At 71.7% G+C, this 12,820-nt stretch carries 9 protein-coding genes; 6 read left to right on the forward strand and 3 right to left on the reverse strand.

Annotation, left to right across the window (positions count from 1 at the left end; all coding sequences use genetic code 11):
• The first annotated feature begins 74 nt into the window (after positions 1-74).
• The 3 genes from ppc (at position 75) to H0524_RS10245 (ending at position 7,573) form a co-directional block, all read left to right on the forward strand.
• Positions 75-2,861 carry a phosphoenolpyruvate carboxylase gene (ppc, locus tag H0524_RS10235; protein WP_180198405.1) on the forward strand — a complete coding sequence of 929 codons (2,787 nt, stop codon included), beginning with the start codon at positions 75-77 and terminating at the stop codon, positions 2,859-2,861.
• A gap of 126 nt (positions 2,862-2,987) precedes the next feature.
• A complete protein-coding gene (locus H0524_RS10240; RefSeq protein WP_180198406.1) occupies positions 2,988-4,196 on the forward strand; it encodes a DNA recombination protein RmuC in 1,209 nt (402 codons plus the stop codon).
• A 131-nt stretch (positions 4,197-4,327) separates the two neighbouring features.
• Complete coding sequence (locus H0524_RS10245) at positions 4,328-7,573, forward strand: S8 family serine peptidase (RefSeq protein WP_180198407.1); 3,246 nt, start codon at positions 4,328-4,330, stop codon at positions 7,571-7,573.
• 70 nt (positions 7,574-7,643) lie between these two features.
• Here H0524_RS10245 and H0524_RS10250 read toward each other — a convergent pair whose 3' ends face one another.
• Positions 7,644-8,102: a hypothetical protein gene (locus tag H0524_RS10250; RefSeq protein ID WP_180198408.1), complete on the reverse strand. Its 459-nt coding sequence runs from the start codon at positions 8,100-8,102 to the stop codon at positions 7,644-7,646.
• Between the two features lie 62 nt (positions 8,103-8,164).
• Complete coding sequence (locus H0524_RS10255) at positions 8,165-9,148, reverse strand: 4-hydroxy-3-methylbut-2-enyl diphosphate reductase (RefSeq protein ID WP_018727098.1); 984 nt, start codon at positions 9,146-9,148, stop codon at positions 8,165-8,167.
• A gap of 73 nt (positions 9,149-9,221) precedes the next feature.
• On the opposite strand from H0524_RS10255, the gene xseA reads away from it, so the two are divergent.
• Together xseA and H0524_RS10265 are read left to right on the forward strand one after the other, a co-directional pair.
• Positions 9,222-10,475: an exodeoxyribonuclease VII large subunit gene (gene xseA, locus H0524_RS10260; protein WP_180198409.1), complete on the forward strand. Its 1,254-nt coding sequence runs from the start codon at positions 9,222-9,224 to the stop codon at positions 10,473-10,475.
• Between the two features lie 112 nt (positions 10,476-10,587).
• Positions 10,588-10,800, forward strand: a complete 213-nt coding sequence (locus tag H0524_RS10265) for an exodeoxyribonuclease VII small subunit (RefSeq protein ID WP_018721170.1) — start codon at positions 10,588-10,590, stop codon at positions 10,798-10,800.
• A gap of 40 nt (positions 10,801-10,840) precedes the next feature.
• On the opposite strand, the gene H0524_RS10270 is transcribed toward H0524_RS10265, so the two are convergent.
• Positions 10,841-11,635: a DUF4245 domain-containing protein gene (locus H0524_RS10270; RefSeq protein ID WP_180198410.1), complete on the reverse strand. Its 795-nt coding sequence runs from the start codon at positions 11,633-11,635 to the stop codon at positions 10,841-10,843.
• Positions 11,636-11,786: 151 nt separating this feature from the next.
• Here H0524_RS10270 and glpX point away from each other — a divergent pair, with 151 nt between their 5' ends.
• The gene (gene glpX / locus H0524_RS10275; RefSeq protein WP_180198411.1) at positions 11,787-12,818 is read left to right on the forward strand and encodes a class II fructose-bisphosphatase; all 1,032 of its coding nucleotides are present in this window, start codon (positions 11,787-11,789) and stop codon (positions 12,816-12,818) included.
• Positions 12,819-12,820: the final 2 nt, after the last annotated feature.

The following is a 12,820-nucleotide window of genomic DNA, read 5'->3' on the forward strand; positions in this document are numbered from 1 at the left end:
TCCACCCGGTTCCCGCGGTTACCATCCTGGGAGTCGGACAGCGCTGTCCTTCGTACTCACGTAAGGAGCGCATCGTGACCGACCAGCACGACCACGACGGCCCCGACGCCGCCCTGCGCGCCGACATCCGCCGCCTCGGCACCCTGCTCGGCCAGACCCTCGCCCGGCAGGAGGGGCGGCCCCTGCTCGACCTGGTCGAGGAGATCCGCGCCCAGGTTCGCACCGACGCCCCGGCCGCCGCGCAGCGGCTCGCCGGGCTGGATGTCGCCACCGGCACCCGGCTGGCCCGCGCCTTCTCCACCTACTTCCACCTGGCCAACATCACCGAGCAGGTCCATCGCGCCCGGGATCTGCGGCGTCGTCGGGCGATGCAGGGCGGCTGGCTGGACCAGACCGCCAAGATGATCGCCGAGCGCGGCGTTCCCGCCGAGGAGATCGCGGCGGCAGCGCGGCGGCTGGCCATCCGCCCGGTCTTCACCGCCCACCCCACCGAGGCCGCCCGCCGTTCCATCCTGTCCAAGCTGCGCGCGATCGCCGACGAGTTGGACACCGAGACCACCAACGCGGTCCTCTACGGCGCCAGCGACGAGGGCCCGGCCAACCGCCGCCTCGCCGAGCTCCTCGACCTGATGTGGCAGACCGACGAGCTGCGGCTCGACCGGCCGGACCCGACCGACGAGGCGCGCAACGCCATCTACTACCTACGCGACCTCTACGCCGAGGCCGCACCCCAGGTGCTCGACGACCTCGCCGACACGCTCCGCACCCTCGGGGTGGAGACCTCACCCACCGCCCGGCCCCTCACCTTCGGCACCTGGATCGGGGGTGACCGGGACGGCAACCCGTTCGTCACGCCGGCGGTGACCCGGGAGGTCCTGGTCATCGCACACGAGCACGGCCTCGCCGCCACCGAGAAGGCGATGGACCAACTGATCAATGAGGTCTCCGTCTCCCGACGGTTGCGCGGGGTCTCGCTGGACCTCTCCGCGAGCCTCGCCGCCGACCTGGACGCGCTGCCCGAGGTGGCGCCCCGGTTCCGTCGGGTGAACGCCGAGGAGCCGTACCGGCTCAAGGCCCGGTGTGTGAAGTCCAAGCTCGCCAACACCCGGCAGCGGCTACGCCAGGGCACGGCGCACCTGCCGGGACGGGACTACCGCGGCTCGGGTGAGCTGATCGCCGACCTGGAGCTGCTGCGCGCCTCGCTGGCCCGCAACTCCGGCCAGCTCACCGCCGTGGGCCGGCTCGCCTCGACCATCCGTACGGTCTCTGCCTTCGGCCTGCATCTCGCCACCATGGACGTCCGCGAACACGCCGAGAAGCACCACGAGGTGTTGACCCAGCTCTTCGGTGCGGTGGGCGAGGTGTCGGACTACCCGGCGCTGAGCCGGCTGGAGCGCACCAAGCTCCTCGCCGACGAGCTGGCCGGCCGCCGCCCTCTGTCCACCCTCGACACTCCGCTGACCGAGTCGGCCCGCCGGACCTTCGATGTCTTCGGCACCATCCGGGAGGCCCAGGACCGGTTCGGCACCGAGGTGATCGAGTCGTACATCATCTCGATGACCCTCGGCGTCGACGATGTCCTCGCCGCCGTCGTGTTGGCCCGCGAGGCGGGGCTGGTGGACGTGCACAGCAGCCGGGCCCGGATCGGCTTCGTACCGCTGTTGGAGACCCCCGCCGAGTTGAACGCCGGCGGTGACCTGCTGGACGAGCTGCTCTCGCTGCCCGCCTACCGGGCCCTGGTCACCGCCCGCGGCGACGTCCAGGAAGTGATGCTCGGCTACTCCGACTCCAACAAGGAAGCCGGCATCACCACCAGTCAGTGGTCCATCCACCGGGCGCAACGCGCGCTGCGGGACGTGGCCGCCCGGCACGGCGTGCAGCTGCGGCTCTTCCACGGCCGGGGTGGCACCGTCGGCCGGGGTGGTGGGCCCACGCACGACGCGATCCTGGCCCAGCCGTACGGGACCCTCGACGGCGAGATCAAGGTGACCGAGCAGGGCGAGGTGATCTCCGACAAGTACAGCCTGCCGGCGCTGGCCCGGGAGAACCTGGAGCTGACCGTGGCCGCGGTGCTCCAGTCGACGCTGCTGCACACCACGCCCCGGCAGCCGGCCGAGATGCTGGAACGCTGGGACGCGACGATGGACGTGGTGAGTGCGGCGGCCTACCGCTCGTACCGGGACCTGGTCGAGGATCCGGACCTGCCGGCGTACTTCTGGGCGTCCACCCCGACCGAGCTGCTCGGCGCGTTGAACATCGGCTCCCGACCGGCGAAGCGACCGAACACGGGTGCCGGGCTCACCGGCCTGCGGGCCATCCCGTGGGTGTTCGGCTGGACCCAGACCCGACAGATCGTCCCCGGCTGGTTCGGCGTCGGCTCCGGGCTGGCGGCGGCCCGCGCCGCCGGCCACGGGGACGTGCTCGCCGAGATGCACCGCAGTTGGCACTTCTTCCGGACGTTCCTGTCGAACGTGGAGATGATGCTGACCAAGACCGACCTGACCATCGCCCGCCGGTACGTGGAGACGCTGGTACCGAAGAAGCTGCACCCGATCTTCCACAAGATCGAGCAGGAGTACGAGCTGACCCGGCGGGAGGTACTCGCCGTGACCGCGTCACCGGAGCTGTTGGAGAACGCGCCGGTGCTCCAGCGCACGCTGGCGGTACGGGACACCTACCTGGAACCGCTGCACCACCTCCAGGTGGCGTTGCTGCGGCAGTACCGGGACTCCGGCGCGCCGGGCCGGGCGGTGGTGACGGCGCCGGGCAGCCGGCGGGCGCCCAGCGACGGCACCGCCCTGGAACGCGCCCTGCTCACCACGGTCAACGGCATCGCCGCCGGCATGCGCAACACCGGCTGAACCCCGCGGGCGGGCCGGTTCGCCGGCCCGCGGTGGAGGCGGCCCGCGGTGGAGGCGGCCCGCGGTGGAGGCGGGCCGGCACCACCTTCGATCCGCCCGAGGCCGCCTCGGTCGTACCCGTTTGGGATGCTCGGTGCCATGGAGTTTCCGACGCTGGCCGTGGTGCTCGGCTGCCTCGCGGCGGGCGGCGCGGTGGGGTGGTACGCCGCCCGGGCCCGGTCCGCCACCGAGCTGGCCCGGCTGGAGGCCACGCTGGCCGCCGCGCAGGCGGGTGAGGGTCGGCTGGAGCAGTCCCTGCGGACGCTGGGCTACGAGGCGACCGCGCAGTCCCAGGAGGCGGTGGCCCGCGCGGTGGCTCCCCTGCACGACACGCTGCGCCGCTACGAGCAGCGGGTCGCCGAGTTGGAGCGGGACCGGGTTGACGCCTACGCCGAGCTGCGCGAGCAGGTGCGCGCCATGAGCACGGTCTCCGGTGAGCTGCGCACCGAGACCAAACAGCTCGTCGCGGCGCTGCGGGCACCGCAGGTCCGGGGGCGGTGGGGCGAGCACCAGCTGCGCCGCATCGTCGAGGCGGCCGGCATGCTGGAACACTGCGACTTCGCCGAGCAGGTAACGGCCGCGACCGATCAGCAGACGGTCCGCCCCGACCTGGTGGTTCGCCTGCACGGGGGACGGTCGGTGGTGGTGGACGCGAAGGCGCCCTTCGAGGCGTACCTGACCGCGATGGAGGCCCGCGACGAGCGGGGACGCGACGCGCACCTGGACGCGCACGCGAAGCACCTGCGGGCCCACGTGGACGCGCTGTCCGCGAAGGCGTACTGGACCGCGTTCGACCCGGCACCGGAGTTCGTGGTGCTCTTCGTGCCGGCCGACCCATTCCTCGACGTCGCCCTCCAGCGCGACCCGACCCTGCTGGAGCACGCCTTCACCCGCAACGTGGTGCTGGCCACCCCGGCCACCCTCGTCGCGCTGCTGCGTACGGTCGCCTACGCGTGGCGGCAGGCGGCGCTGGCCAGCAACGCGGTGGCGGTGCACTCGCTCGCCCGGGAGCTACACGGCCGGCTCGCCACGCTCGGCGAGCACGTGGGCCGGCTGGGGTCCGCGCTCGGTGGGGCGGTAACGGCGTACAACCGGGCGGTCGGTTCGCTGGAGTCGCGGGTGCTGGTCAGCGCCCGCAAGCTCGCCGAGTTGGGCGTCTCCGACGAGGAGTTGGCGCCGCCGGCACAGGTGGAGCTCGCCCCCCGCCAGCCGCAGGCGCCGGAGCTGCTGGAATTCACTCCGGAATGGACGGCAGATCGCTCTGCAGTGGATGGACGGGGCGCCGATTCGGTGTGACAGCGGCAAACCGTCATGTCACGAGATGGTCACAACGCACCGGTCGATAGTGACAACGGGCATCGATAGCCGAAGGATTTCGCTCACCTGTGCCCTGGAACTGAGGGGCCCTGTTCTCCGGAGGAGAGAACGTGAGCAAACCCCGAAAGCTGAGCCGGCGCACCTCCGCCGGACTCTTCGCCTCGGTCATGGCCGCCAGCGCCGTGACCGTCGCGGGCGGCGCCGCCACCGCGAGCGCCGCACCCGACACCCCATCCACCCCCGTGGAGGTGCTGGGTTCGCACGACGCCAAACTCCTGGCCGAGGCGGAGGCGAAGAAGGCCGACACCGTAACCCTGATCGTCGCGACCGAGAAGGACGAGGCGAAGGAGGTCGCCGCTGACCTGACCGAGCTCGGTGCGGCCGTCACGGACCAATACGACACCATCGGCTACGTCCTGGCCACCGTCCCGACCAGCAAGGTGATCAAGGCCGCCACCCTGCCCGGGGTCGCCGCCGTCGACCTGGACGAGACGATTCAGCTCGCCGACCCGCGACCGGTGACCAGCGGCCAGCAGGCCGCCAAGCAGGGCAGCACGCTCAGCGGTCCCGGTGCCGACACCCGCGCGGACAACCCCTACCTGCCGGCCGGCGAGACCGGCGCCGTCAAGTTCGTTGACCAGAATCCCGAGTGGGACGGCCGGGGAATCACCATCGGCATCATGGACTCCGGCGTGGACCTGGACCACCCGGCGCTCCAGCACACCACCACCGGCGACCGGAAGATCGTCGACTGGGTCACCGCGACGCACCCGTTCGAGGATGCCACCTGGCGCCCGATGATCACCGAGGTCACCGGCCCGTCGTTCGAGACGGCCGGTGGGACCTGGACGGCACCGGCGGGCAGCTACCGCTTCAACATCTTCCGGGAGGAGATCACCGCGGGCAGCGAGGTGGGCGGTGACGTCAACCGTGACGGCGACACCACCGACGAGTGGGGCGTGCTCTACGACCCGGCCACGAACGACATCCTGATCGACGTTGACCTCGACGGAGACTTCACCGACGAGACCGTCATGCGTCCGTACCAGGAGAAGTTCGACATCGGGCACTTCGGCACGGACGACCCGGCAACCGCCGTCCGCGAGCAGCTGCCCTTCGTGGTCGAGTTCCGGGAGGACGTCGACACCACCCCGATCGGCGGCCCCGGCCCGGTCGACTACGTCAACATCGGCATCGTCTCGGATGCCCACGGCAGTCACGTCGCCGGCATCACCGCCGCCAACGACATGTTCGGCAACGAGGTCTTCGACGGGGCCGCGCCCGGCGCCCGGCTCGTCTCGTCCCGCGCCTGCTCCTGGGGCGGTGGCTGCACCTTCTCGGCGCTCACCAGCGGAATGGCCGACCTGGTCATCAACCGGGGTGTCGACGTGGTCAACATGTCGATCGGTGGTCTGCCGGCGCTCAACGACGGCGACAACGCCCGCGCCGAGCTGTACAACAACCTCATCACCACCTACGGCGTCCAGCTCGTCATCTCCGCCGGCAACTCCGGCCCCGGCCTGAACACCGTCGGCGACCCGTCGGTGGCCCAGCACGTCGTCAGCGTCGCGGCCAGCGTCAGCAAAGACACCTGGCTGGCCAACTACGGCTCGGTGGTGCGGACCAAGAACGCGCTGTTCAACTTCTCGTCCCGAGGCCCACGCGAGGACGGCGGCACCAAGCCGAACGTCGCCGCACCCGGCGCGGCGATCTCCACCATCCCGCTCTGGCAGGCGGGCAGCCCGGTCCCCGAGGCCGGCTACTCGCTGCCGCCGGGCTACGGGATGTTCAACGGCACCTCGATGTCCTCTCCCCAGGCCGCCGGTGCCGCCGCGCTGTTGCTCTCGGCCGCCCGGGCGACCGACCGCGGAGTCACCCCGCAGATGCTGCGCCGCGCGCTGTACAGCTCGGCGAAGCCGATCAAGAACGTGCCCACGTACGGCCAGGGCTACGGCATGGTGAACGTGTCGAGCGCGTGGAAGCTGCTGCGCAAGGGCGTCCAGACCCGCTCGTACACCTCGGTGGCGCCGGTCTGCACCGTCCTCTCCGACCAGTTGGGGACGCCGGACCGCGGTACCGGCGTCTACAACCGGTGCCCCGCCGGCGAGGGGGGTCACCGGATCGACCAGAAGAAGACCTACCGGGTCAAGATCACCCGTACCAGTGGGCCGACCGGCAGCGTCAAGCACGACATCGCGCTGCACGGCAATGACGGCACCTTCCAGGCACCGAAGTCCGTCACGTTGCCGCTGAACCGGACCGTGACCGTCCCCGTCGTCGCCCGGCCGGACGCGGGCGCGCACGGCGCGATCATGACGGTGGACGACCCGGCGACCAACACGATCGACTTCGAGGTCTCCCTCGTGGTCGTGGCCAGCAACGACACCCGCAAGCCGGACTTCTCCCTCACGGCCGAGGGCTCGGTCCACCGCAATGGCTTCGACTCCTACTTCGTGACCGTTCCGCCCGGCACCGAGGCGCTCCAGCTAAACCTCGGCGGCATCGCCACCGGCTCGCAGACCCGATTCATCGCCATCAACCCGTACGGCGTACCGACGGAGAGCACCTCCAGCCGGGTCTGCTTCACCAACTACTCCGACCCCGACATCTGCAACCCGCAGGAGCGGGACTACCAGAACCCGCTCCCCGGTGTCTGGCAGATCGAGGTGGAGTCGCGTCGCACCTCGCCGTCGCTGAACAACCCGTACCAGCTGACGGCGCGGATCCAGGGCGTGGCGTTCGAGCCGGCCGTGGTCGAGCTACCGGCGGTTGACGCCGGTACGCCGACCCCGGTCGAGTGGAGCCTGACCAACACCTATGGCCCGGTCACCGTCACCGGCCAGGGCGGCCCGCTCGCCAGCGTCCACACCGACCGCCCCACCATCGCCGAGGGCGCCGCGCAGGAGTTCCTCGTGGAGGTGCCGGCCGACGCGGCCGAGTTCGCGGCCCGGATCGGCAACCCGGCGAACGCCGGAGCCGACCTGGACCTGTACGTCTACCGGGGCACCGAGCTGCTCGACTTTTCCGCAGACGGCGACTCGGAGGAGGCGGTGACGCTGTCGAACCCGGCTGCGGGCACCTACCGGATCGTGGTCGAGGGCTACGCGGTGGACGGCCTCGGTGGCAGCACGGCCTACGACTACCGGGACTCCTTCTCCGCCCCGGCGCTCGGCAGCCTGTCGGCACCGTCAACCCCGCTCGCCCTGGGACACGGCGACGCCGACACCTTCAGCGGCACGGTGACCGCCCTGGCGGGCCCGGCCGAGGGCCGGGAACTGCAGGGTGAGCTGACCGTGGTGACGGCGGAGGGCGCGGTCGTCGGCCGCGGCGCCGTCGCCATCGGCTCGGTGAACTGACCCGTACCCGAACCAGCAGGAGCCCGTCCCCGGTGCCCGGGGGCGGGCTCCGTCGGTTTCGACGGGCGGCTCAGCCCTGCCGGGAGGCCGTCTCCACCAAGAAGGGGATGCCCTGCTGGCAGATGGTCACCACGTCCGGCTGGATCTTCCCGGTCACCAGCACCGACGCGCCGGGGGTCAATACCGCACGGGGCCCGCCCACCAGCAGGTATCCATCCAGCAGCAGACATCCGGGCTCCACCCCGGCCTGCACGGTGCCAGTCAGGGTGGCGGCGCCCACCGGCGGCGGCTTACTCGGGCCCGCCGGCACCTTCGGGGTACGCGTCGGCACGGAGGCCGGCATCGACCTCGGGGCGGCCGGGGTGGCGGACTCGCTGTCGGCGGCCGTTGGTTCCGGATCGGCGGGGGTCGTCACGGGCGTCGCTCCCATCTCGGTCGGGGGGCCAGCACCCGCGCCCTGGCCGCTGCCGCAGGCACTGAGCGCCAGGCAGACGGCCAACGCCGGGGTGGCGAGCCAAGGGCTTCTCATACGGTTTCGGACGCTCCGGCCCGTCGGTTCGTTCCCGTCCGGTCGAAGCGGGTCCCCACCGGTCAGCCGCGGGCCGCCGCCGCCCGCATGTCCCGCTTCAGCTCCTGCGGCAGCGAGAAGGTCAACCGCTCGTCCGCGGTCACCACCTCCTCGACATCGGTGAAGCCCCGCGCCGCGAGGTGCGCGAGAACCTCCTGGACAAGCTCCTCGGGGACGCTGGCCCCCGAGGTCAGGCCGACCGTGCGGGCGCCCTCGAGCCACGCGTCGTCGATCTCGCGGGCGAAGTCGACGAGGTGGCCGGCGCGCGCACCCGCGTCCAGGGCCACCTCGACCAGCCGCACCGAGTTCGACGAATTCGTGGAGCCGACCACGATCATGACGTCGCAGTCCGACGCGATCTGCTTGACCACGTGCTGCCGGTTGCTGGTGGCGTAGCAGATGTCATCGCTCGGCGGCGACTGGAGCAGCGGCAGCCGCTTCTTCAGCCGGGCCACCGTCTCCAGCGTCTCGTCCACCGACAGGGTGGTCTGGGACAGCCACACCACCTTGTTCGGGTCCCGGACGGTGACCCGCTCGGCGTCCTGGGGACCATCGACGAGCTGGATGTGCTCGGGCGCCTCGCCAGCGGTGCCGATGACCTCCTCATGCCCCTCGTGACCGATCAGCAGGATGTCGTAGTCCTCGGCGGCGAACCGCTTCGCCTCCTGGTGCACCTTGGTGACCAACGGGCAGGTCGCGTCGATCGCCTTCAGCGAGCGGCTCCGCGCCTGTTCGTGGACCTCGGGGGCGACACCGTGCGCGGAGAAGACCACGGTCGCACCCTCCGGCACCTCCTCGTTCTCCTCCACGAAGATGGCGCCCTTGGCCTCCAGGGTCCGCACCACGTGCTGGTTGTGCACGATCTGCTTGCGGACGTAGATCGGCGCGCCGTAGAGCTTGAGCGCCTCCTCGACGGTCTGCACCGCCCGGTCGACGCCCGCACAGTAACCGCGCGGCTTCGCCAGGATCACACGCTTACCGGTCCGGGTCGCTTCAGCCTCACTCACCCGCCCATCGTACGTGCCGACCCACCACCCGCCAGCGGCCGCGACCCGCCGGGACGGTCCGTAGGGTGAGCGGGTGAGTTCGGATGGCGGGGTTACCCGCAGCACGCCCGAGGAGCCCTGGCCGGTCCGGGTGGTCAGCCAGAAGATCAGCGCCTGGATCGCCCGGCTGGGCTGGGTGTGGGTGGACGGGCAGGTCGCGCAGATCAGTCGCCGGCCCGGCGCGAGCACGGTGTTTCTCACCCTCCGGGACCCGTCGGCCGACCTCAGCCTGACCGTGACCACCAACCGCGACGTGCTCGACTCCGGCGCACCGCAACTTCGCGAGGGCGCTCGGGTGGTGTTGCACGCCAAGCCCGACTTCTATGCCGCCCGGGGCACGTTGAGCCTGCGCGCCGACGAGATCAGACAGGTGGGGCTGGGCGAGTTGCTGGCCCGGCTGGAGAAGCTGAAGACGCTGCTGGCCGCCGAGGGGCTCTTCGACCCCCGGCGCAAACGACGCCCGCCCTTTCTCCCGCGTCGGATCGGGCTGATCACCGGCCGGGCCAGCGCCGCCGAGCGGGACGTGCGTACCAATGCCCACCGACGCTGGCCGGCGGTGGCGTTCCGCACGGTCAACGTGGCCGTGCAGGGGCCGTCGGCCGTACCGCAGATCGTGGACGCGCTGCGGGTGCTGGACGCCGACCCGACCATCGAGGTGATCGTGATTGCCCGGGGCGGCGGCAGCATCGAGGACCTGCTGCCCTTCTCCGATGAGGCGCTGTGCCGGGCGGTGTTCGCCGCCCGTACCCCGGTGGTGAGCGCCATCGGCCACGAGACCGACGCGCCGCTGCTCGACTACGTCGCGGACATCCGCGCCTCCACCCCGACCGACGCGGCCAAGCGGGTCGTGCCGGACCTCACCGAGGAGGTACGCCTGATCGGGCAGGCCCGGTCCCGACTCGAACGCGCGGTGCGCAACCTGGTTGACCGCGAGGCACACCGGCTGGAGCTGCTGCGATCCCGGCCGGTGCTGGCCCGGCCCGCGGTGATGATCGAGCAGCGGGCTACCGACGTCTCCGGGCTGCGCCACCGGGCCGACCGCTGTCTCGCCCACCGGTTGACCGCCGCCGAGGACGACCTTCGGCACACCCGCGCCCGGCTCCGGGCCCTCTCCCCGGCCGCCACCCTCGACCGGGGGTACGCGATCGTACGGCGCGCCGACGGCACCGTCGTCCGCACGGTCGCCGAGGTCGCCGTGGGGGACCCGGTGCGGGTCCGGCTCGCCGACGGGGAGCTGGCGGCGACCATCGACGTCGGCGAGCACCACCCGGAGGCCCAACAGCGGTAGCGGTTCCTCCGCCGATCCGGCCGAACCCGGGCACCGCTGTCGGCGGGCCACCGACGGCGCACCGGGCACGGCGGGGGTAGCCGGAACGGGTAGGTGTGGTGGGATGTGAGCGATGACCGAGGAGACGAAGGACGAGCGGCTCAGCTACGAGCAGGCCCGCGCCGAGTTGGCGTCGGTGGTCGAACGGCTGGAGGCCGGCGGCACCACGCTGGAGGAGTCACTGGCCCTCTGGGAACGCGGTGAGCAGCTGACCGGGGTCTGTCAGGCGTGGCTGGACGGCGCCCGGGCCCGCCTGGACGCCGCTCGACAGGAACCCACCGACTGACCACGGCCCCGCCCCGCTGCCGGTTGGTCGGGTCCGGGTTTCAGCCCAGTGCCCCGGCCAACTCCCGCAGCTCGGTGTCCCGGGCATCGCCGACCACGATCACGGTGCGGTCCGGTTCGAGGAGCACGAACGCCTGCTCGTTGCCGCGGGCCGTGTACCGCTGCCAGGTGCGTCCCGCGAGGTCGGTCCGGCCCTGGGGCTGCCCCTGATCGGTCAGCTCGGTGGGGAGCAACTGCTCCGGCGGCACGCTGCTCTGCACGATCTGGGCCCCCCGCCCCTCCGGGGTCAGGTAGCCCAGGCGCAGCGTCGACCCGTCCTCGACGGTCCGGAAGTCGGCCCGGACGGTGCGCCATCCCGCGTCCAGCCCCTGTGGCTGACTGACCGGAAAGGCCGCCGCCGCCTGCGCCGAGTCCAACGCGGGCGCCGGGTCCACGACGGTTGCCTGGTCTCCCCCGAGGAAGCCCCGGTAGAAGGCGAGCAGCAGGGCGATCGGGACCAGCAGCACGAGGAGCGAGATGGCCATGTCCTTCGGCGAACGCTCCGAACGGGTGGTGTCCGCCGCAGCGGGCGGTGCCGACGACTCGCCGGCCTCCCGCGCGGCACTGGTCTCCCCGGCGCCGCTGGTCTCCCCGACGCCGGTGGTCTCGGTCGGGCCGCTGGCTGTCGCCGGGCCGGTGGCGGGCTCGACCAACGCCGGCTCCTCGGCGGTCACGGGTGCGGCCGGCTCCTCGGCGGTCACGGGCGGGGCCGGGCCGGGGGGCGCCGGCTCGACCGGCGGAAGCTCCGGTGCGGTCTGGTCGGCAGGGACGCGGTCGGCGGGCTGTGCGGGTTCCACCCCGCTATCTTCGCAGCCACCCGATCAGACGTGACCAAGCCATCACCGCCCCACCACCACGCAGTGTGGCCGATCATGTGAGGATCAGCGACAAAGCCGGCAGCGACCACGCCTGCCGGGCCACCCCGCACCGTCGCGAGGAGGAGCCGTCATGACGAACACCACGACGCGGACCCCACAGAATCTCGATCGCAACCTCGCCCTCGACCTGGTCCGGGTGACCGAGGCTGCGGCGATGGCCGCCGGCCGGTGGGTCGGCCGGGGCGACAAGGAGGGCGGGGACGGCGCTGCCGTCAACGCGATGCGCAAGTTGATCAACTCGATTCCGATGCGCGGGATCGTGGTGATCGGCGAGGGCGAAAAGGACAACGCGCCGATGCTCTTCAACGGTGAGGAGGTCGGCGACGGGACGGGGCCGGAGGTTGACGTCGCGGTCGACCCGATCGACGGCACCACCCTGATGAGCAAGGGCATGCCGAACGCCCTGGCGGTGCTGGCGGTCGCCGAGCGCGGGGCGATGTTCGACCCGAGTGCCGTCTTCTACATGGAGAAGCTTGCCGTCGGCCCGGCCTACGCCGACGTGGTGGACATCAACGCCGGCGCGGTCGAGAACATCCGACGTATCGCCAAGGTCAAGGGCACCGACGCCGCCGACGTGACAGTCTGTGTGCTGGACCGGACCCGGCACGACGGGCTGGTGGACCAGGTCCGCCGTACCGGCGCGGGCATCCGCTTCATCTCCGACGGTGACATCGCCGGCGCGATCGCCGCCACTCGCGAGGAGTCCGGCGTCGACGTGCTCATGGGCATCGGCGGCACCCCCGAGGGGATCACCGCGGCCTGCGCCCTGAAGTGCATGGGCGGCGCCCTGCAGGCCAAGCTCTGGCCCCGCGACGAGCAGGAGCGGGAGAAGGCCGTCGCCGCCGGTCACGATCTCGACCGGGTGCTCGGCACCGACGACCTCGTGACGGGCGACAACTGCTTCTTCGTCGCCACCGGAGTCACCTCCGGTGACCTGCTCCGCGGTGTGCGGTACCGGGCCGGTGGGGCGTACACGCAGTCAATCGTGATGCGCTCGAAGAGCGGCACGATTCGCATGATCGACTCCTATCACCGACTGGAGAAGCTGGCGCTGTACTCCGCCGTGGACTTCGACGGCCGCCCCCTCGCCGAGCAGGAGTAGGC

The sequence above is a fragment of the Salinispora sp. H7-4 genome (assembly GCF_013416675.1).
Lineage (GTDB): Bacteria > Actinomycetota > Actinomycetes > Mycobacteriales > Micromonosporaceae > Micromonospora > Micromonospora vitiensis.